Source organism: Rhodococcus sp. SJ-2 (assembly GCF_053750035.1).
In genome coordinates this window covers 4,361,886-4,382,413 of the sequence record NZ_CM132340.1, presented here as the reverse complement: position 1 = coordinate 4,382,413, position 20,528 = coordinate 4,361,886, and the positions used below count along the sequence as shown (strand labels likewise).

Here is a 20,528-nt window from a genome sequence, read left to right as displayed (position 1 = left end):
TCCAGTTTCCCACCACTGTACCCCCTAGGGTATTTGGCATGCCCATCTCTCATCCCACCACTGCGTGAGCACCGCGCCGGAGCAGCAGCCGCCGGAGCGGACAGAACTCACGGCGGGCGCACGCATACGTGGTGCCGGCTGCAGTGAGAGTAAGTACCGCGACCGCGACGCCGACGGCCGGATGGATCTCCTGGGCCAAGATCACCGATGACATGAGCAGGACGAACCAGCCGAAGCCCTTGCGCAGGGCATCAGGATCCACCATCGAGGTCAATCTGCCGCCCATGACGGTGCCGAGAACTGCTGCACCGGTGACCATCGCGGCCAGGCGCCAGTCGATCTGCACGGCCGACAGATACCCTCCCAGGCCCGCGAACGACTTCATCGCGATGACGATTAGCGAGGTTCCGATCGCGAGAGGCATGGACAGTCCGCCGAGAAGAGCCAGCGCCGGGACCACGAGGAAGCCGCCTCCGGCGCCGACGAGCCCGGTGACCAGACCGACGATCACCCCGTCGAGAAGTACCTTGCCGATCGGCATCGAATGCGTTCCGTCCTCGGCGGCCGACTTGCTCTTGCGACCACGCAGCATTGCCACTGCCGTGGCAACCATCATCACAGCGAACGCGAGGAGCAGCACGGTACCGGGAATGAATTGCGAGAGCAGACCGCCCGCGTACGCACCGACCATCCCGGCCAGACCGAAGAAGATACCGGTGCGCCACTGCACGCGACCCGCACGTGCGTGGGAGATCGCGCCGACCGCACTGGTCACACCGACAACGAGCAGCGATGTGGCGATGGCTTCCTTGGCATCCATGCCCGCAACGTAGGCGAGCAACGGAACGGTGAGGATCGATCCCCCACCGCCGAGCAATCCGAGTGTGACGCCGACGAGAACTGCCAGCGCAACGGTCAGCGCGATCACGATCAGTTCCTTTCGGCGGAGACGGTCTTCGCCGCGACGAGCCGGGCGACGACGGACTGTGCGTCACACGAGGCCGCGCGGTTGTACGGCAGCTTCGACAGCACCATGCCCATTGCGCAGGTATTCGACAGGGCAGCGAAGGTGAGACCCCCGCCGATTCCGGCCGCCAACCACTTCAACTTGGGTACCGCGACACTGGCGAGTACCGAACCGAACACGATCGAGCCTGCCACCAGTCGTACCTGCCGTTCGAGATCCCACCGACTCGCACCGCGATTGACGGGCAGCCCCTGCCCTTCCCATCCGAGCATGCCGCCGTCGAGGAGATGAACGTTGATCAGGCCCGCAGCCCGCAGGTCTTCTTCGGCCTGCACGGCGCGCCGGCCCGAGCGGCACACCAGCACGACATCTTCGTCGAGATGTGCACAGAACTCGTCACGATGCTCGCGGAGGAGGTCCAGCGGAACGTTGTACGCGCCGGGGATGTGAACGGTGTCGAATTCACCTGGGGTGCGCACATCGATGACTCGGATGTCCTTGCCCGACTCCATCAGCTCGAGCAGTTCGGCCGGATAGAGGGTGGCAGCAGGGAAGGCAGTCATGGGGACCTTTCGAGAGAAGTCGTACTGGATACCCCAGGGGGTACTTGACATACCCTAGGGGGTATATGCCAATCTGTCTACACGCCCCCGGAGTCCACCCGGCAACCACACCTCGGAGGAAGCAATGATTCTCGAGCAGTACTACATCGAGTGCCTGTCCCACGCGTCGTACCTGATCGGCGATGAGAGCACCGGCCGCGCGATCGTTGTGGACCCGCGCCGCGACATCACCGAATACCTCGACGCCGCAGAAAAATACGGACTGACCATCGAAGGCGTCATCAACACGCACTTCCACGCCGACTTCGTCTCCGGCCACCTCGAACTGGTCGCCGCCACCGGCGCCTGGATCGGATTCGGCGAGGCCGCGGAGACCGACTACCCGATCCGCCGTCTGAGCGACGGCGAGAAGCTGTCCCTCGGCAAGGTCGAGCTCGAGCTCATCGCCACACCCGGGCACACCTGGGAATCGATCTCGGTACTGGTGCGCGAACAGCCCGGAACCACACCCACCGCTGTTCTCACCGGCGATTCACTGTTCATCGGCGATGTCGGTCGTCCTGACCTGGTCAACCTCGGCGACGGATCGAGCACCGACCTGGCGCGCGCGATGTACCACACCGTGCACGAGAAGCTGCTGTCCCTGCCCGACGAGGTTGTCGTCATGCCCGCCCACGGCGCGGGATCGTCGTGCGGGAAGAACCTGTCGACCGAACTGACCTCCACCATCGGCGAGCAGCGCGCGTCCAACCCGTCGGTGCAGCCGATGAGCGAAGAGGTGTTCGTCGCCATGATCACCGACGGCCAGCCCGCGGCTCCGGCCTATTTCTCGGTCGATGCCGCGATGAACAAGCGCGTCCACCCTCTGCTCGCCCAAGACCACGCCATTCCCGAGCTCACGCCTGTGCAGGTGAAGACCGAACTCATCACCGGCACAAGAATCCTCGATGCCCGCGGTGTGGACGACTTCGCCGCCGGCCACCTACGCGGCTCAGTCAACGTCGGGTTCGACGGACGCTTCGCCGAAACGGGAGGGATGGTGGCCGAGGTCGGCGAGAAGATCGTGCTCATCACCTATCCCGGCGAGGAGCAGGACGCGGCGATGCGCCTGGCCCGGATCGGATCCGACGGCGCCGCAGGCTATCTGAACGTCGATCACGACGGGATCTTCCCCACAGAACTCGCCGAGCTGATCGAGACCGCCCCCCGCACGAGCGTCGAGGATCTCGACCGATTGCTCGCAGCCGGCTCGGTGACCCTCGTCGACATCCGGAATCCCGGCGAGCGCGCTTCCGGCTCGATTGCGGGTTCGATTCCGATTCCATTGGCAGAGTTGCAGTTACGGCTCGATCAGGTGCCGGACGACAAGCCGATCGTGGTGCACTGCGCGGGCGGGTGGCGCTCGAGCGTCGCGGCATCGCTGTTGCGTGCGCAGGGCTTCACCAACGTCTCGGATTTGCTGGGCGGATACAACGCCTGGGCCGAATCCCACGCCGCTGCCTGACCATACGAATCATTCCTGGAGGTTCCTCATGTGCTATCCCGTCGCCTGTTCCCGTTGCAACAAGACCGGATGGGGAGGTTGCGGACAGCATGTCGACGTCGTCATGCGGTCCGTGCCCGCCGCCGACCGCTGCACCTGCGATCAGAGCACCGCAGTGTCGGCGCGGCGCCCGCGGCCGGGTCTGCGCTCGCTCTTTCGGTCCGGCCGCTGACCGCGAGGGGGTCTACGCTCGGTGCGCGCGAGACCGCAGCACGCCAGGTGACGAGACCCCCACGGTCGCGGGGCAGGCCGATCAGCGAGATCGTGGGCATTCGGTCGAAGAAGTGTCCCTACCGCGATAGCGTGAGTACATGCGGTCCACCAGTGAACTCCACGCGCACCTGCTACCTGCAGCGCGCGGCCCCCTGTCGGATGCTGTGATCACCGCGCTCTCATCCGACCCCGAAGATCGCGTGGAACTACCCGAGCCCGCCACGGGCGTCGATCCTTTCGGGCACGACGTACAACTTACGCTCTACATCTGCTACGAACTTCACTACCGGGGTTTTTCCACGGTGGACGACTCCTGGGAATGGCAGCCGGATCTCCTGCGACTGCGTGCGCAGCTCGAGCGACTCTTTCTCGCGGAACTGCGCGTACGAGTCGACCCCGGCGACGACGCCGTCGGCGAGATGGATGCCCTCGCAATCGAGCCGAAAACCGGAACGGGTCCTTCGTGGCACCTGCTCGAACAGGGCACATGGGCGCAGATGCAGGAGTATTTCATGCATCGATCGCTCTATCACCTCAAGGAGGCAGACCCCCACGCGTGGGCGATCCCCCGATTGACCGGGCAAGCGAAAGCGTCCTTCGTCGCTGTCGAGTTCGATGAGTACGGGGGCGGTCGCGGAGATCGGATACATGCGCAATTGTTCGCCGACCTCCTCGACGCCGCAGACCTCGATTCGACCTACCTCGCCTATATCGACCAGGTCCCGGCCGAAACCCTGTTGCTCGTCAACCTCATGTCGCTGTTCGGACTCCACCGAGCTCTCCGAGGAGCGGCGGTGGGACACCTCGCCGCCACGGAGATCACGTCATCGCCCGGCTCGAAACGTTTGGTCCAGGCGCTGGTCCGCCTCGGGGCGCCGGCGCCGTGCCTGCAGTTCTACCAAGAGCACGTTCACGCGGACGCGGTACACGAGTTGGTACTTCGTACCGACGTCGTAGGTGATCTGCTGGCCCGCGAGCCTTCGCTTGCCGCAGATGTCGTCTTCGGGATCCGCGCGTTCGGGTTCGTCGAGGACAGGTTCGCCGAGCATGTGATGTCGGCGTGGTCGAGCGGACGCACCTCGCTCCTGCGCTAGGAGCCCGACCAGGGTGCCGGAAGTCGTTCACCAACGGAGCGACCTATGTCGGCGGGACGGTCCCCCGCGCGTACCACGCATGTGCATCGAGAGTGAATGCTCCCGGCGGCAGCGCCTCGCGGCAGAGCTCACGCACTCGGGCCTTGTCCTTCTCGGGAAGTGCCACGAACGACTGGCCGGCCGGACCTACGCCGTAGGCGAACGGCTCCCAGAAGTCGTCGAAGTCTTCATAGGATGCCTCGGCGGTGATCGTTCCATCCACTACGGCAAGCAGGCCTGCTCGACGGAACCGGGCGGCGATATCTCCCTCCGAGGTGCCCGCCATCCGGGTCTCGCCGATGATTGCGGGGTCGACCTGACGCACAGCCGTCCAGAACACGCGGAGCATCGTCATGCGGCCGCCTACGACGTCCCACATACACGACGCCACCGCACCGCCCGGGCGGGTCACGCGTGCCATCTCCCGAACACCACCGTCGGGGTCGTTCATGAAGCCGATCACGAGGGACGACAGAGTCGTGTCGAATGCGCCGTCGGGCCAGGGCAGCTCCTCGGCCACGCCCTCGCGTACGTCTACCCCCGGGTTGCGTTCGCGGCACGACACGGCAAACCGGTGTGCCGGATCTATCGCCGCGACGTTCCCGGCACCGACCCGCGTGACGAGTTCGCGCGTGAGGCCACCGGGCCCGCATCCCACATCACACACGTGCTGGCCAGGTGCAACGCCGGCAGCGTCGGCAAGCGCCACCGCCAGCGACGGTGTATAGCGCCCCATGAAACGGTCGTAGTGCTCGGCCGGACCGGCGAACGACATGTACCCATTAGGCGCCGGTGCAATGACTAGGTCAAGCCTCCGCGCGCCGTTCACGGGCGGTCACGGCCGGACGATGCAACGGAAGCCGATGTGACATGTCGGGATTTCGACACTTTCGCCTTGCCTCATCGTGGGTCTCGCCACATCGCCCACAGGGTCGGGCCACCGCCCGGGACGTGGATCTCCCTGGTGACGGTGAATCCGAACCGCTCGTAGTACGGAACGTTCGATTCCTTGCTCGATTCGAGGTACGCGGGAGCGTGCTCGGAATCGATCCGGTCGAGGCGAGACTTCAGCAGCGCCGTACCGCATCCCGCGCCGCGCGCATGGGATGCGGTTCCGATCGTCGACAGATACCAGTGCGGCTCCGCGGGGTGCGCAGATTCGAGCGCGGAATCCACCGAGCGTCCCACATTGATGTTCCGCCCGAGAGCCCACAGAAGTTGCGGCAGCATGCGCAGCGTGGCACCGACCGGTGCGCGCCATCGATCCGGCGGCGCCCACATCGCGGCACCACCGACCCGGCCGTCCCGTTCGACGATCTCCGTGCCCCCGAACGCAAGCATGTGGTGACGGGCCTCGGCCTCGAAAAATCGTGCCGAGCGGCGGATGCGGCTGTTGTCGTCCGGGAACATCCATGTGAACACGGGGTCGTCGAAGAAGGCGTCTGCGAATACGGCGCCGAGAGCAGCAAGGTCGTTACGTGTAGCGGCCCGGACCGTAACAGTCATGTGTGCAGCTTACGACGGATCCGGCCGGATTCGGCCGAAGCCGGACAGACACCGTCTCGCCGGCCGAGGATTAGCACCGTTCCGAAAAATGAACGCAGGTAGGGTCCACAGCAGGCCAGCGTGAACTACTCGTAGCGACGGGCCACTATGGAGGAATGATGCGACACGGTCCCGACGCGGATATCGACGAGTCCGACGTCAGCAGCTTCCGCCAAGTGGCTTACAGCACCTCGTTGGTGCCGCTCGACCATGTCGCCGAGAAGTCCGACACTCCGGCGTCGAAGGCGATCACTGTGCGTCTCGAGGCCGCGTCGGTCAGGGATTCGTAGTGGGACGTGTAACTACCCGACGGTCGGTCCTGCGGGTCACTGCCGACCGCACGACGCGGCGTCCCGACACCCTCGCCGTCGAGGAGCCTCTGGAGATCCGCCTCGACGGGCAGTCGTTGACAGTCACGATGCGCACTCCCGGTAGCGACGTCGAGTTGGCGCACGGATTCCTGCTCGCCGAGGGAATCATCGCCAGTCGCGATGACATTGCGGTCGCACGCTATTGCGATGGTGTCGACGATTCGGGCGCGAATACGTACAACGTTCTCGACATCCAACTCGCCCCAGGGGTCGCTATTCCGCACGGTGCGGGCGCGCGGAACTTCGTTACCACCTCGGCGTGCGGGGTGTGCGGCAAGGAGTCTCTCGACCAGGTCCGCACCCGCACCCGGTTTCCGCTCGTCGGCACTGTCACGGTGGCCTCTCGCTCACTTGCGGAAATGCCCCATCGGATGCGTCGGCAGCAGAAGGTCTTCCAAACCACCGGAGGCCTGCACGCTGCAGCCTTGTTCACCACCGAAGGATCACTTCTGCAGCTTCGCGAGGACGTGGGCAGGCACAACGCAGTCGACAAAGTGCTCGGGTGGGCGCTGTCGGAAGGCAGGGTGCCGCTTTCCGACAGCGTCCTCGTCGTCAGTGGTCGCGCGTCGTTCGAGCTCGTCCAGAAGGCCGTGATGGCCGGTGTGCCGGTGCTCGGTGCGGTATCGGCGCCGTCGTCACTCGCCGTCGACCTCGCCGAGGAGTCGGGTCTGACATTGGTCGGCTTCCTGCGCGACGACTCGATGAACGTCTACACGGGAACGGTGCTCTGACGACGCCGCACCGGCCTCAGCTGCAGGTGTTCCCTGCGTCCTCCCCCGAGCGGACGGTCTCGACGAACGCGTGTACGTCGTGGAACGACGCTTCGAGTACCGCGCGATGGTCCGCGCCGTCGTACACCCGGTAGGTCAGGTCTGCGTCGTTGCCGCACAGCGCCTCGGTGACCTGGTCGGTGATGGCACGCGACACCAGAGCGTCCTCACTGCCCTGTACGACGAGCGTCGGCACCGAGAGATCGAGGGGTTCGACTTCTTGTGTGGCGTAGTACTCGCGCAAGCCGTCGAGATCCGCGTCGGGTGCAAAGATCCGGTCTTCGGGAACGGATGCGGCAGCCGCCCACACGTCGTTCATGCACCCGGTGCGCGCCGCTGCGAGCAGCGGACGGGATTCGTCGGTGAGCATCGCGTCGGCGGAAAGTTCGGGTTGTGCCGCTTCCGCACCGAGAAGAAGAATCGGCAGGAAGCCGAGCGCCTGTGCGATACCTGGGCCACCTGCCGCGAAGTAGGCAGCGGTCTCGCTGGTGCGGCTGCCCGGCGCGAACGACACCACCGCTTGCAGGTCGAGCTCGGGTGCGCGCTCGGCCCCGAGCGCGCCGGTGTAGAGCGCGGCATGACCGCCCTGGCTGTGTCCCATCGCAATCCACTTCTCCCCGATGGCGGGCTCGAGGTCGCGGGCGGCCCGGACGATGTCGACGACGGAGTTCGAGGCGCTCGTGCCGTTCATGTAGGGATGCCCGCCGGGCGTGCCGAGACCTTCGTAGTCGGTCTGGACCACGGCGTATCCGTCGGCGACCCACCGGTCGAGCATGGCCGAGGTCCGTTCGACGTAGGAATGCGCGGGTCCGCCGACCGTGTCTGCGGATGGTGCACAGGCGTCCCCTACCCCCGTGGTGCCATGAGCCCAGCTGATCACGGGCCATCCGCCTTCTGGCGCCTGGCCCTTCGGAATCGCAACGGTGCCCGAGACCAACGTGGGACCTCCATCGGCACCCTCGGAGAGGTAGGTGACCAGGTCGGTGCGCTCGGCGCTGGGGAGCGCCGCGGCGCTGATGATCGGACTGTCGGTGACAAGCGTTCCCGGAGCCATGGCACCGGATTCGGCCGGCTCCGGAGCCGGACTCGAACATGCTCCGAGGCCGAGTGCCGAGGCGAACGCAAGTGCCACGACAGCGTGCCGGGACTGGAAGGTCTTCATCAAGCCTCCGTTAAGAAGAACGTATTAACCCTGAAGTCAATGTTCTTAGTACAGTGGTCGCATGACGATGTCAACGGGACGTCTCGCACTGCTCGATGCCGCGGAGCGGCTCATCGCACACCGCGGTATCCATGGCGTGGCCGCACGCGAGGTGGTCAAAGAGGCTGGGCAGCGGAACAACTCGGCCGTCGCATACCATTTCGGCTCGTGGCACGGACTCCTCGATGAGATCTGGAGCAGGCACGCTCCCCGGATGAACGCCGAGCGCGCCGCACTGCTTGCCGCAGCAGAGCTCGAGACGACCCCCGCCCTGGACCGGCTCGTCCACGCGTACGTACATCCGCTCGCCACGCAGATCGCGCAGAACGAGCCCAGTTATTGGGCACGATTCAACGAACAGTGGCTCTCCACAGCGCCGCTCGATGTCCTGGCGATCCCGGCGCCGACCGGCGTGCAAGCCGATTACTATCCGTCGGACGACTCGCTCGATGTCCTGTCGGCACTCTTGATGAGGATGGCCGATCGGCTCGACCTTCCAGCACCTGACGCGCGACGCCGAGTGAGCTTGATGGTGCGTTTCGTCATCGGCGCGTTCGCCGCATACGAGCGCGCACAGGAGGCAGGCGCTGCACCTGAACTCGCATCGTTCGAGGCGGAGATTCTGCAACTCGCAAACAGAATGCTCGACCTGTCCCGGCCATAGCCGGGCAGATCGAGCATTCGATTCGTCTACGGGTGGTCAGTCGACCTCCGGGGCCCACTGCACACCGTTGATATGACTTCCGCCATCGACGAACAGGGTATTGCCCGTCAGATAACGAGAATCATCACTCGCCAGGAACGCGGCGACGGTACCGATGTCATCGAGCGGATCACCGATCCGCCCCATCGGATTGGCGGCTTCCTGCGCCGCGGCCATCTGCGGATTCGCCGCGGCGACGCGCTCGTAGGCCGCACTCTTCGCCCCCGGGCAGATCACGTTGCAGCACACGTGCTTCGGCGCCCACTCGCGCGCCGCTGTGCGCGTCATGGTGCGTAGCGCTTCCTTGGCGGTGTTGTAGTACACCGAGTACATGTGGGCATTGACGCCGTTGAGACTGCACATGTTGATCACTCGACCGGTCCCGTGCTCGGCAAGTGCCGGATACGCGCGCTGCATCGCCCAGAATGCCGCCATCACACCCATGTCGAAACCGGCCCGCATGTTCTCTTCGGTGGTCTTCTCGAGCCGTGCGTAGCCCAGCGGGCGCCAGGCATTGTTGACCAGTATGTCGAGCCGTCCGAACTCCGCCGTGGCAGCGTCGACCATCGCGTGCACCTGATCACGATCGGTGACATCGGTGCGCATGACCTTCGCCTGCACACCCCACTCGTCGATGAGCCATTTCGCGGCGCCGGCTCCCGCCGTCTCATCGACGTCGGCAACGATGACGTTCGCGCCCTCACGTGCCAGTGCACCCGCAACACCACGGCCGATACCCATTGCGGCGCCGGTGACGATGGCTACCCGCCCGTCCAACTTCCCCATGGTCGTATGCCCTCTCCCGATGTCGGTGATCTACCCAGGTGACGTCCTCTCAGCGAGGACGAGGAACCGTCTTGTCGATGAAGAGCGCCTCGACGGACACGCACACCGTGCCATCAGCAGTCGCGATCTCACCCACAGTGTTGATCTTGCGACCGTTCTCTTCGACCAGGCGGCCACGAACAGTCAACGGCTCGAACAGTGGGGTCGGGCGGTGGTATCGGACATTGAGCTGCGCAGTGGCACCGCTTCGTCCGGCCCACGCGTTTGCGACACCCAGGGTGTGGTCGATCAGCAACGCGGCGACACCGCCGTGGACGTGTCCGGGAGGGCCCTGGTACGGGAAGGTCAACTCGACGATCCCTTCGACCCACCCGTCCTCGCGGCCGGCAAGAACGAGTGGCGGTGCCAGCGCGTTCTCCGGCCCGGTGACCGGATCGTGCCGGGTGACGCCTTCTCCGTGCCACATGTCGATCAGCCGCTCCTTCACCTCCGGTGCGTGTTCTTCGAGGTGCACGGCAACACTGTCGAGCTCCTCCGCGACCCGCTCGAGATTCGCGTTGGCCCGATCGGTGCGCAGCAGCGCGTCGACCACACGTCGGGCGGCAGCGGTGGCCCGGTCCATCGCGGAATCCTGAGGCGCCGAGGTCAGTACCGTGCCGTCGGGGGCGTTGCCGACTGTGGGATGTGTATCGGGATCGACCTTCATCGGACCTCCATCGTCGCGTGCGTGAGCACCGGCTGCCCGTCGCGCTCGGGGCAGGTTGCCAACAGCGTGAGAGTGTCGCCGTCGCGCCACACCGAGGTCTCGATGGTCTCCCCCGGGTACAGCGATCCGGCGAAGCGCACCGAAAATGACTGCACCCGAGTCGGATCCCCGGCGAGCACCCCGTCGACGACGGCCTTGCACACCACTCCGTAGGAAGCGAGTCCGTGAAGGATCGGCCGATCGAAGCCGGCCATCTTCGCAAACGCCGGGTCGGCGTGCAGGGGGTTCATGTCACCGCTGAGGCGGTATACCAATGCCTGCGCCGTACCGGTCGGGGTCACCAGAATCTGGTCGGCCGCACGTTCCGGCGCCGACGCAGCCGACTCCGGCCCGGAGTCGCCACCGAAACCACCTTCGCCACGTGCCCAGATCTGCATTGCGGAAGTCCACAGCGGACTTCCGTCAGCACCGCGTGCCGACTGTTCGAGGACGATCACGGCAGCCTTACCCTTGTCCCACACATCGGCCACCCGCGACGAGATGGTCGCGGAGCCCGCCGCCGGGATCGGAGCGTGCACAGTCAAGGACTGCCCACCGTGCAGGATCTTGCGCAGGTCGATGTCGATGCCCGGCAGGTTCATCGACGCCGGCCTGGCAGGACCCGCGGAGACCCCCTGCCCTGCAACCATCGCGAAGGTCGGCACCACTTGCAGGTCCTTCTCGTATGCCCAGCGCAGCTCAGCGGAGTCCATCGAGTTGGTCCCGGCACCCAGGCCCAGGTGGTAGAGGATCACATCGCGCTCGGTCCACGCCGCTTCGCGGAGGGTGGGCTCTGCCGACAGCGCGGCATTCACATCAATCGGCATGGGTGATCACTTTCCGGGTTCGGGGTCGCGCGGCAAACCGAGAATCCGCTCACCGATGATGTTGAGCTGGACATTCGTCGTGCCACCGGCGATGGACAGGTTCTGCGAGTTCAGGAACATCTGGGTGTTGGACCAGCGGTCCTGCTCGCCGAGCAGCGACGACGGGCCCGCCCAGTCCATCGCAACCTCCCACACCTGCTGGATGTGCTCGACACCGACGAGTTTCGCGATCGACGACTCGGCGCCGGGTTGCGCGCCGGTGAGCGAGCGCAGCGTGGTGCGTAATCCCATGAGCCCGCCACTCTGGGCGTCACACAGCACCTTGCCCAGGACGGTGAGCTGTTCGTCGTCCAGCCCTCCCGGAATCATCGAGGCGAGAGTCAGGAGCGCCTCGCCACCGGAGCCGAGTGAAGAGTCGACCGACAGGGAGACCCGCTCGTTCGCGAGGGTGGTGCGGGCCAGCTTCCATCCGTCTCCAGGCTCGCCGACCAGGCATTCGTCGGGCACGAACACGTCGTCGAAGAACACCTCGTTGAACAGCGCCTCGCCCGTGATCTCACGCAGCGGACGAATGTCGAGGCCCTTCGTGTTCCTGATGTCGATCAGGAAATAGGACAGGCCCTTGTGCTTGGGTGCATCCGCGTCGGTGCGTGCCAAACAGATACCCCAGTCCGCGACTCGGGCCATCGACGTCCATACCTTCTGACCGTTCAGCTTCCAACCACCGTCCACCTTCACTGCTTTGGTGGACAGCGAGGCGAGGTCGGAGCCGGCACCAGGCTCGGAGAACAACTGGCACCAGGTGATGTCGCCGCGCAACGATCCGGGCAGGAATCGTGCGAGCTGCTCCTCGTTGCCGTGTGCGATCAGAGTGGGGACGACCCAGTTGCCGATGATCATGTCGTGCGGAGTCAGCTCGGCGGTGCGCAATTCCTCGGCGATGACGAGCTGCGTGACGGCATCGGCCGTCTTGCCCCACGGCGCCGGTAGATGCGGCGTGGTGTAACCCTTCTCGGCAAGGTATGCCTTCTGTTCAGCACCTTCGAGAGCCTTCGCCGCCTCGAGTTCCGCACGAACGTCGGCCCGAATCTGCTCGGCCTCCGCCGGTAGATCGATGCTCAGTACGCGGCGAACTCCGTCGAGGGTCAGGGCCGCGACCCGGCGCTTCCACGATGCGGTCGAGCCCGACAGGATCCGCAGCGACTGCGCCCGCCGCATGTAGAGATGCGCGTCGTGTTCCCAGGTGTAGCCGATGCCACCCAGGACCTGGATGCACGTCCTGGTGACCTGGAAACCGGCCTCGAGCGCCGTCGCCGCGGCGACGGCGACGGCGAGCGACGCCTCCTTCTCCGAAACGTCCTCCCCGAGTGCACGGGCCGCGTCCCACGCGGTGACGCGGGACTGCTCGGTCAGACTCAGCATCCGCGCAACGGTGTGCTTGACACCCTGGAACTGGCCGATGACCCGGCCGAACTGCCTGCGGACACGCGCATAGTCGGCGGCTGTGGTGGTCGCCCAGTCGGCGAGACCTGCCGTCTCCGCTGCGAACAGTGTGACTGCGATGTCGACGACGCGCTGCGGATCCAGTGTCAGGACGTCGCCCTCGGCAAGGACCAGTCCATCCACCGAGACCTCGGCGTTGCGTCGCACGACGTCGTAACTGGGCAGGTCGGTCACGTCGAGTCGGTCACGGTCGACGACGACGAACACGAGCCTGCCGTCGTCGTCGGCTGCGAGCAGGAAGACGTCAGCGACCTGGCCGCCGAGGACATAACTCGACGTACCGGACAGTGCGACGTCGTCGCCGTCCCGGACGATCTTCAGGTCGCCGGGCTGCAGGGAGAGGCCGCCGAACAGTGAACCATCGGCCAGGCCTGCGAGCCGGTCGGTACGTCCGCCCCTGTGAAGGACGGCGGACACCACGACGGTCGGCAGGAACGGACCCGGCACCATCGCGCGTCCGAGTTCCTCGACGACGATGGCCGTTTCGAGGAGGCCACACCCTGCGCCGCCGAACTCTTCGGGCAGATGCAGCCCGAGCACGCCGAGTCCGACGAGCGAGGCCCAGTACGGGGGGCGGGCCTCGGCCTTTGCCTCGACCGCTTCACGGATCACTTCGGGCGTGGCGTGACGTGCGGCCCAGCCGCGCACGGAATCGCGGAGGTCGCGATCGTCGTCACTCAATCCAATGGTCATTCACGGGTCCTTCGATAGGAGCAGAAAGTCGGGTCGGCTAGATGCGTTCGATGATGGTCGCGGTGGACAGCGCGCCACCCGCGCACATCGTGACCAGCGCGGTCGAACGGTTGGAGCGCTCGAGCTCGTGGAGGGCACTGGTGATCAACCGCGAGCCGGTGGAGCCGACCGGGTGACCGAGGGCAATCGCACCACCGTTGACGTTGACCTTGCTCATATCCGCGTTGTGCACCTGCGCCCACGAGAGCACGACAGAGGCAAATGCTTCGTTGATCTCGACGATGTCGATGTCCGACAACGACATCCCGGTGCGTTCGAGGACAGCCTGGGTCGACGTGACGGGACCGTCGAGGTGGTAGTACGGGTCCGAGCCGACCAGCGTGGAGGCGAGGATGCGGGCCCGCGGACGCAGACCGGCTTCGCGCGCCTTGTCCTCGCTCATCAGGAGAACTGCGGCCGCGCCGTCGCTTACCTGCGACGAGTTACCGGCAGTGTGAATGCCGTTTTCGATGACCGGTTTCAGACCTGCCAAGCCTTCGGCGGTCGTCTCGCGGAGGCCGCCGTCGCGGGTGACGGTAGCGATCTCGCCGGTGGGCTCGCCTTCCTTCGTGACGACCGGCGCCTCGACCGGAACGATCTCGCGGTCGAACCGGCCCTCGGCCCACGCCTGCGCCGCCCGTCGCTGCGACTCCAGGCCGAATGCGTCGACGTCTTCGCGCTTGATGCCGCGCAACTGTGCGATCCGTTCGGCAGAAGTGAACTGGTCGCCCATGTCGATCGTCCAGTCGTCCGGGTAGGGGTTTCCGGTGCCGGGTGCGTTGGCCTGACCGAGGAACACCCGGCTCATCACCTCGACACCGCAGCCGATTCCGGCGTCGATCTGGCCGGACGCGATCAGACCTGCGACCATGTGCACTGCTTGCTGCGACGAGCTGCACGCACAATCGATGGTGGTCGCTGCGGTCGTGTACGGAAGCCCCGCGTGCAGCCATGCTTGTCGCGTGACGTTGTTGGACTGCTCCCCGGCCTGGGTCACAGCACCGCCGACGAGCTGACCGACCTGTTCGGCCGGCAGGCCGGTCCGCTCCAGGACTCCCTTCTGAGCAGCGCCCAGCAGCACTGCGGGGTGCACCCCGGCAAGCTGGCCGCGGCGACGACCGATCGGCGTCCGTGCTGCTTCGACGATGACAACGTTGTTCATGTCACTCCCTGCTTTTCGGCGATACTGAAATTTATTCTATTTCTGCCGAGAGATGGAGAACCGCATTGTCCCACCGAGCGAGACCACACTGGTCATCAACGCGAATCGATGCGGCCGGGATCCCGCCTCACACGAGTCCTCCGAGCAATCGATCGCATGCGATCCGCAGGTCCGATTCGATCTCGGGGATCGAAGTGCGTCCATTGAGCGCCGACTGCACCAGCCCGAACCACAACGCAACGACGAGCCTGAACACCGTCGCGTCCAGGACCGTCGGCTCTTCGATACCCGCGGCATCGAGAAGCAACCCGTCGAAAAGCCGGTCGATCCTCGCTACATCAGGGATCGTCGCCGCATTCGACATTCCGGCCGACTGGATCATGGCCGTCGCGAGGTGCGGCGTACGCAACAACGCTCGCGTCGCCTGTAGCAATGCGTCACACACCGCCTCGGGAGGTGTCGTTCCACCGACTGCTCGCCTCGAGAGCTGGCTGCCCATGCGGTCGATCTGATCGACCATGACCGCGACGAACAGGTGGGTCTTGGACGGAAAGTAGCGGTAGAGCGTGCCGATTGCGACACCGGCCAGCTTCGCGACCTCCTGCATCTGGACACGTTCGAGCTCTTTCTCCCCGCCGAGCTGGGTGGCCGCCTTCAAGATGCGGCCGTGCCGCGCGCGCTGCTCCATCGAACTCGGTTCGGCCGCGTCACGAACCTCTGAGAGCCTGGGCATTCCTCACCTCTTCCTCTGCCCGGACGGAGCCCGACAGTAGATCCGGCACACACGACACGGACGATTCCGTCCTGGTCAGCAGGATCTGCAACCGCAGGCCTGCCGACTCCCGTACAGCGGGACAGCATCCGCCTGCCGAGTCGGCCGAGCGCAAACTAGAATGAATACTAATTCTGGTTCGGAGCCGCTTCCAAGGAGCCGAACCGATCGAACACGGGAGACATCCATGGGTGAATCTGTCAGCCTCGCCGGACGCGCCGCAGTGGTCACCGGCGCCGGAGCCGGCCTCGGACGCTCCGAGGCCCTCGCGCTTGCCGCCGCCGGTGCCGCCGTCGTCGTCAACGACATGGGCGACGCTGCACACGCAGTCGCGGAGGAGATCGTTGCAGCAGGCGGACAGGCCATCGCCGTGACCGGCGACGTCTCCGACTGGTCGCTCGGTGGCCGCCTCGTCGAGGAATCCGTCAAGGCGTTCGGCTCGTTCGACATCCTCGTCAACAACGCAGGCATCATCCGCGACAAGATGATCTTCAACCTCACAGAATCCGATTGGGACGATGTGATCCGCGTGCATCTCAAGGGTCACGCCGCGACCTCCCACGCTGCTGCGGTCCACTGGCGTGCAGCCAGCAAGGAGACCGGCGGCCCCGTGTACGGCCGCGTCATCAACACCTCGTCGGAAGCCTTCCTGTTCGGCTCCGCCGGACAGCCCAACTACTCGGCCGCCAAGGCCGGCATCACCGCCCTGACACTGTCCACCGCCCAGGGACTCTCCCGCTACGGCGTCACCGCGAACGCGATCTGCCCGCGCGCACGGACCGCTATGACCGCCGAGGCATTCGGCGACGCCGACACTGCGCATGCCGGTCTCGACCCGCTCGCACCCGAGCGCGTCGGAACCCTCGTCTCGTACCTCGCCTCCCCCGCCTCGCACGAGATCAATGGCCAGGTGTTCGTGGTCTACGGCAAGATGGTCGCACTCATGGCATCGCCGAAGGTCGAGAATCGTTTCGACGCAGCAAGTTCCGCGTTCACGGTCGAAGAGCTCGATGAGCAGCTGTCGTCGTACTTCACCGGTCGCGGCAAGTACGAGACGTACGCTGCCTACAGCATCGCGGAACTGGAGAAGGCCGCACTCGCAGTCGACTGATCACCTCACCCGAAGGAGCACGGCATGAGACTTGCAGGGAAGGTCGCGATCGTCACCGGCGGAGCCGGTGGTATCGGTCGCGGTATCGTCCGAGCATTCACCAAGGAGGGCGCTCACGTCCTCTTCGTCGACATCGACGAAGCCAAGGGCGCCGACCTCGAGACCGAACTCGGCGGCGCGGGAAAGTTCATCAGTACAGATATTTCCCAGAAGAACAGCGCCGCAACGATTGTCGATGCTGCAGTCCAAGCATTCGGGAAAGTCGACGTCCTCGTCAACAACGCGCACGTGTCCCGTCAGGCACCACTGCTCGAGACCACGCAGGAGATGTTCGACCTGTCCTTCGGCACGGGCTTCTATCCGACACTCTGGCTCATGCAGGCGGCGCACGCAGAACTCGCCGCGAATCAGGGTTCGGTGATCAACTTCGCGTCCGGAGCCGGCATCGACGGTAACGTCACGCAGGCCTCGTACGCCGCAGCCAAGGAAGCAATCCGCGGGATCAGCCGGGTTGCTGCCAACGAATGGGCCTCCGACAACATCAACGTCAATCTCATCTCGCCGCTGGCCTTGACCGAAGGTGTGCAAGCGTACATCGAGGCCAATCCCGGTGTCGAGGACGTGTTGCTCGCCAAGACGCCGCTGCACCGGTTCGGTGACCCCGAGTCCGACATCGGGCGTGTCGCAGTGTTCCTCGCAAGCGATGACGCGTCGTACATGACCGGTCAAACGCTGATGGTCGACGGCGGCAGCATCAAACTGCGCTGACGCGTGTGCGGCGAAAGGCGTCCGCGGCGGCGGGTAGTCCAACGCACCGAGGCGGACGAGGTCACGAACTCGACAGGGTTCGTGACCTCGTTTTCCGCGGTTCGCAGACTATCGTTGTCTCATGGACCCGCCTGTGACGCGGTACGTCCAGCGCGACGGGCACGCACTGGCGTACCAGATCGTGGGCGAGGGGACGCACCCCGTGGCATGGTTCTTCGAAGACATGATGCACCCGGACCTGATGTGGACCGACCCTCACCTGCACTACAACTTCGAACGCTGCTCCAACTTCGCGCGCTCGCTGTTCTTCCAGCGCCGCGGATTCGGACTGTCCGACCCCGTCGACCACGTCCCGACACTCGAGGAGCAGGCCCACGACGTCCTCGCCGTACTCGACGACGCTGAAGTCGCGCAGGCCACCCTTGTCGGAGCATCCAGCACCTGCGGAGCAGTCGCTCTGGCTGCCGCCCGATGTCCCGACCGGGTTTCCGGACTGATTCTGGCCGAACCCTGGTCCGAGGCCCTGGTCTCCGACGGGGATCCACCTGCGGGGTGGACTACCTCCCAACGAGACCGGTTCGTCGATTGCTATCGCGGTGCGTACGCCCGCTGGGGCCACGGCGACCTCACGTCCCTGGCGCACCCTGCCCTCGATGTTCCGCACAACCGGCGCATCATGGCTCTGCTCGAACGATGTTCGGCCACACCGGCAACCGCACAACAACATCTCGAGTGGGCAATCCGGGCGAATTACGCGTGGGCGTTGCCGTCCATCCAGTGTCCGACGGAAGTGTTGCATCAGCCCGACAGTCTGTTCGCCCGGGCCGCAGTCCGCCGGGTCGCCGAACTCGTCCCCAAGGGCCGGTTCCACGACCTGCCTCCTATCCCCGCCGGCGCGACCCTGGGCGAGGCGCTGATCCCAGTACTCGACCACGTGGAGGAACTCGCCACCGGTTCGATCCGTCCTGTCGACGCGGACCGTTTCCTCGCCACCGTCCTGTTCACCGATGTCGTACGCTCGACCGACCTACTCGCGGAGATCGGCGACCTCGACTTCGCGTCCTTGCTGGCCGCGCACGACAGACTGGTGCGTGTCGAGGTCGAGGCAGGCTCGGGCGCGCTGGTCGGTATCGCGGGCGACGGCACTCTGAGTGTGTTCGACGGACCGGCAGCAGCCATACACTGTGCGCACCGAATCATCCGGAGCACGACGGGTCTCGGGTTGTCGGTCCGATCCGGTGTGCACGTCGGGATGATCACCCGCGCGGGCCCGGAGCTGACCGGGATGACGGTGCACCTCGGAGCCCGCATCGCCGCGTCTGCCGGGCCCGGGCAGGTGCGATGCTCCCAAAGCGTGCGAGATCTCGCGAGCGGCGCCGACATCGATTTCGCCGACCTCGGCAGACATCGGCTGAAGGGCGTCCCTGGCCAGGTTCAGATGTTCACCGCGACGCACCGGACCCGGCCCACACATCCGGCGGTGCCGCCCCGCACGTCCCTTTCCGACCGCGCAGTCCTCACCATGGCCCACCGGGCTCCCGGCATACTTCGTGACCTCGCACGTCTTGCGGGCCGACGCAGCCGATTCTGACAGACCACTCGGGCGGAACTCGGCCCCCGACAGGTGCCGCAGGGGCAGTACTCGGTCGAAACCGGGAGCGCGTCAGGCGCTCTTGTCGCGGCGTTCGCGATCGGGCTTGCGTGGCACGATCGTCGGAAGCACGTTGTCGGTCACGGTTTCTGCGGTGATGACAACCTTCTCGACATCATCGCGGCTCGGGATGTCGTACATCACCGGCAGCAGGACCTCTTCGATGATTGCACGAAGCCCGCGGGCACCGGTACCGCGCAGGATCGCCTGGTCGGCGACGGCCTCGAGTCCGTCCCTGGTGAAATCGAGCTCGACCCCATCCATCTCGAACAGTCGCACGTATTGCTTGACGAGTGCGTTCTTCGGCTCCGACAGAATCTCGACGAGCGAGTCCTTGTCGAGGTTGGTCACCGACGCGACAATCGGCAGGCGACCGATGAATTCGGGTATGAGCCCGAACTTGATCAGGTCTTCCGGCATGACGTCGGCGAAGTGATCGGTGGTGTCGATCTCGGCCTTCGACCGCACCTCGGCGCCGAAACCGATCCCCCGCTTGCCGACTCGATCGGAAACGATCCGCTCGAGACCCGCAAAAGCACCGGCGACGATGAACAGCACATTCGTGGTGTCGATCTGGATGAACTCCTGATGCGGATGCTTGCGGCCGCCCTGCGGTGGCACCGACGCCTGCGTACCCTCGAGGATCTTCAGCAGTGCCTGCTGGACACCCTCGCCCGACACATCGCGAGTGATCGACGGGTTCTCGCTCTTGCGCGCAATCTTGTCGACCTCGTCGATGTAGATGATGCCGGTCTCGGCGCGCTTGACGTCGTAGTCGGCAGCCTGAATCAGTTTGAGGAGGATGTTCTCGACGTCTTCACCGACATATCCGGCCTCCGTGAGAGCGGTGGCATCGGCGATCGCGAACGGCACGTTGAGCATCTTCGCGAGAGTTTGGGCGAGGTAGGTCTTGCCACAGCCGGTGGGCCCGAGCAGAAGAATATTCGACTTGGCGAGTTCGACCGACTCACCGCGTGCATCACGCGTCTTGTCACCGGCCTGGATGCGCTTGTAATGGTTGTAGACGGCCACTGCGAGCGACCGCTTCGCAGAATCCTGGCCGATCACATAATTGTCGAGGAATTCCCGGATCTCGGCCGGCTTGGGCAGTTCGTCGAGCTTGACCTCGCTGGTTTCGGCAAGTTCCTCTTCGATGATCTCGTTGCAGAGGTCGATGCACTCGTCGCAGATGTAGACCCCGGGGCCCGCTATGAGCTTCTTGACCTGCTTCTGGCTCTTTCCGCAGAACGAGCACTTGAGCAGATCCCCGCCGTCACCGATACGTGCCATCTGTCAGGTCCCTACTTCCTCGTGTGCGTGCAACCGATCCCGTGTCCGTCGACGAACGCCGGCCCGGGGAGCGGGCCCTTTGATCGACCGTACCCGGACTTCGGTACGCGGGTCGACAGGTTCTCCGCGTTTCCGGTCATATTTGTGCGCGCCGACAGGGGCGCAGCTCACA

Annotated in this window: 21 protein-coding genes; 9 read left to right on the top strand and 12 right to left on the bottom strand. The window is 65.3% G+C overall.

Annotation, left to right across the window (positions count from 1 at the left end):
* Positions 1-49 precede the first annotated feature (49 nt).
* Entirely contained in the window at positions 50-928 is an 879-nt protein-coding gene (locus ACSYG9_RS20560; RefSeq protein ID WP_440124241.1) for a TSUP family transporter, read from the bottom strand.
* Between the two features lie 2 nt (positions 929-930).
* The gene (locus ACSYG9_RS20555; protein ID WP_440124240.1) at positions 931-1,530 is read right to left on the bottom strand and encodes a rhodanese-like domain-containing protein; all 600 of its coding nucleotides are present in this window, start codon (positions 1,528-1,530) and stop codon (positions 931-933) included.
* Positions 1,531-1,654: 124 nt separating this feature from the next.
* Here ACSYG9_RS20555 and ACSYG9_RS20550 point away from each other — a divergent pair, with 124 nt between their 5' ends.
* The 3 genes from ACSYG9_RS20550 (at position 1,655) to ACSYG9_RS20540 (ending at position 4,380) form a co-directional block, all read left to right on the top strand.
* Positions 1,655-3,034: a rhodanese-like domain-containing protein gene (locus ACSYG9_RS20550; protein ID WP_440124239.1), complete on the top strand. Its 1,380-nt coding sequence runs from the start codon at positions 1,655-1,657 to the stop codon at positions 3,032-3,034.
* A gap of 28 nt (positions 3,035-3,062) precedes the next feature.
* A complete protein-coding gene (locus ACSYG9_RS20545) occupies positions 3,063-3,245 on the top strand; it encodes a hypothetical protein (protein WP_440124238.1) in 183 nt (60 codons plus the stop codon).
* A gap of 139 nt (positions 3,246-3,384) precedes the next feature.
* Entirely contained in the window at positions 3,385-4,380 is a 996-nt protein-coding gene (locus ACSYG9_RS20540) for an iron-containing redox enzyme family protein (RefSeq protein WP_440124237.1), read from the top strand.
* A 43-nt stretch (positions 4,381-4,423) separates the two neighbouring features.
* Here ACSYG9_RS20540 and ACSYG9_RS20535 read toward each other — a convergent pair whose 3' ends face one another.
* Positions 4,424-5,194 (bottom strand): methyltransferase domain-containing protein, encoded by a 771-nt coding sequence (locus ACSYG9_RS20535; RefSeq protein WP_440124236.1) that lies wholly within the window; start codon positions 5,192-5,194, stop codon positions 4,424-4,426.
* A gap of 125 nt (positions 5,195-5,319) precedes the next feature.
* Positions 5,320-5,925: a GNAT family N-acetyltransferase gene (locus ACSYG9_RS20530; RefSeq protein WP_440124235.1), complete on the bottom strand. Its 606-nt coding sequence runs from the start codon at positions 5,923-5,925 to the stop codon at positions 5,320-5,322.
* 155 nt (positions 5,926-6,080) lie between these two features.
* On the opposite strand from ACSYG9_RS20530, the gene ACSYG9_RS20525 reads away from it, so the two are divergent.
* Both ACSYG9_RS20525 and fdhD read left to right on the top strand, forming a co-directional pair.
* Complete coding sequence (locus tag ACSYG9_RS20525; protein ID WP_440127830.1) at positions 6,081-6,254, top strand: hypothetical protein; 174 nt, start codon at positions 6,081-6,083, stop codon at positions 6,252-6,254.
* Positions 6,254-7,066, top strand: a complete 813-nt coding sequence (gene fdhD / locus ACSYG9_RS20520) for a formate dehydrogenase accessory sulfurtransferase FdhD (protein ID WP_440124234.1) — start codon at positions 6,254-6,256, stop codon at positions 7,064-7,066. Before ACSYG9_RS20525 ends, fdhD begins: the two co-directional genes overlap by 1 nt.
* 16 nt (positions 7,067-7,082) lie before the next feature.
* Here the strand turns inward: fdhD and ACSYG9_RS20515 are convergent, their stop codons facing one another.
* Positions 7,083-8,267 carry an alpha/beta fold hydrolase gene (locus ACSYG9_RS20515; RefSeq protein ID WP_440124233.1) on the bottom strand — a complete coding sequence of 395 codons (1,185 nt, stop codon included), beginning with the start codon at positions 8,265-8,267 and terminating at the stop codon, positions 7,083-7,085.
* 61 nt (positions 8,268-8,328) lie between these two features.
* On the opposite strand from ACSYG9_RS20515, the gene ACSYG9_RS20510 reads away from it, so the two are divergent.
* The gene (locus ACSYG9_RS20510; protein ID WP_440124232.1) at positions 8,329-8,970 is read left to right on the top strand and encodes a TetR family transcriptional regulator; all 642 of its coding nucleotides are present in this window, start codon (positions 8,329-8,331) and stop codon (positions 8,968-8,970) included.
* A gap of 36 nt (positions 8,971-9,006) precedes the next feature.
* Here ACSYG9_RS20510 and ACSYG9_RS20505 read toward each other — a convergent pair whose 3' ends face one another.
* The 6 genes from ACSYG9_RS20505 to ACSYG9_RS20480 all read right to left on the bottom strand — a co-directional run bounded on the left by ACSYG9_RS20505 (position 9,007) and on the right by ACSYG9_RS20480 (position 15,497).
* On the bottom strand, positions 9,007-9,795 hold the full coding sequence (locus ACSYG9_RS20505; protein ID WP_454839751.1) for an SDR family NAD(P)-dependent oxidoreductase: 789 nt from the start codon (positions 9,793-9,795) through the stop codon (positions 9,007-9,009).
* Between the two features lie 49 nt (positions 9,796-9,844).
* On the bottom strand, positions 9,845-10,501 hold the full coding sequence (locus ACSYG9_RS20500; protein ID WP_054717212.1) for a PaaI family thioesterase: 657 nt from the start codon (positions 10,499-10,501) through the stop codon (positions 9,845-9,847).
* Positions 10,498-11,367, bottom strand: coding sequence for a MaoC/PaaZ C-terminal domain-containing protein (locus tag ACSYG9_RS20495; protein WP_440124231.1), 870 nt, complete (start codon positions 11,365-11,367; stop codon positions 10,498-10,500). Before ACSYG9_RS20495 ends, ACSYG9_RS20500 begins: the two co-directional genes overlap by 4 nt.
* A gap of 6 nt (positions 11,368-11,373) precedes the next feature.
* Positions 11,374-13,563: an acyl-CoA dehydrogenase family protein gene (locus ACSYG9_RS20490; RefSeq protein ID WP_440124230.1), complete on the bottom strand. Its 2,190-nt coding sequence runs from the start codon at positions 13,561-13,563 to the stop codon at positions 11,374-11,376.
* Positions 13,564-13,600: 37 nt separating this feature from the next.
* Positions 13,601-14,764, bottom strand: a complete 1,164-nt coding sequence (locus tag ACSYG9_RS20485; protein WP_440124229.1) for a steroid 3-ketoacyl-CoA thiolase — start codon at positions 14,762-14,764, stop codon at positions 13,601-13,603.
* Between the two features lie 127 nt (positions 14,765-14,891).
* Positions 14,892-15,497: a TetR family transcriptional regulator gene (locus tag ACSYG9_RS20480; protein WP_440124228.1), complete on the bottom strand. Its 606-nt coding sequence runs from the start codon at positions 15,495-15,497 to the stop codon at positions 14,892-14,894.
* 226 nt (positions 15,498-15,723) lie between these two features.
* Here ACSYG9_RS20480 and ACSYG9_RS20475 point away from each other — a divergent pair, with 226 nt between their 5' ends.
* The 3 genes from ACSYG9_RS20475 (at position 15,724) to ACSYG9_RS20465 (ending at position 19,006) form a co-directional block, all read left to right on the top strand.
* On the top strand, positions 15,724-16,647 hold the full coding sequence (locus ACSYG9_RS20475) for a 3-oxoacyl-ACP reductase (RefSeq protein ID WP_454839748.1): 924 nt from the start codon (positions 15,724-15,726) through the stop codon (positions 16,645-16,647).
* A gap of 24 nt (positions 16,648-16,671) precedes the next feature.
* Positions 16,672-17,415, top strand: coding sequence for an SDR family NAD(P)-dependent oxidoreductase (locus tag ACSYG9_RS20470; protein ID WP_454839747.1), 744 nt, complete (start codon positions 16,672-16,674; stop codon positions 17,413-17,415).
* A 121-nt stretch (positions 17,416-17,536) separates the two neighbouring features.
* Positions 17,537-19,006, top strand: a complete 1,470-nt coding sequence (locus ACSYG9_RS20465; protein ID WP_440124225.1) for an adenylate/guanylate cyclase domain-containing protein — start codon at positions 17,537-17,539, stop codon at positions 19,004-19,006.
* A 72-nt stretch (positions 19,007-19,078) separates the two neighbouring features.
* On the opposite strand, the gene clpX is transcribed toward ACSYG9_RS20465, so the two are convergent.
* The gene (gene clpX / locus ACSYG9_RS20460; protein ID WP_132470664.1) at positions 19,079-20,356 is read right to left on the bottom strand and encodes an ATP-dependent Clp protease ATP-binding subunit ClpX; all 1,278 of its coding nucleotides are present in this window, start codon (positions 20,354-20,356) and stop codon (positions 19,079-19,081) included.
* Between the last annotated feature and the right edge of the window lie 172 nt (positions 20,357-20,528).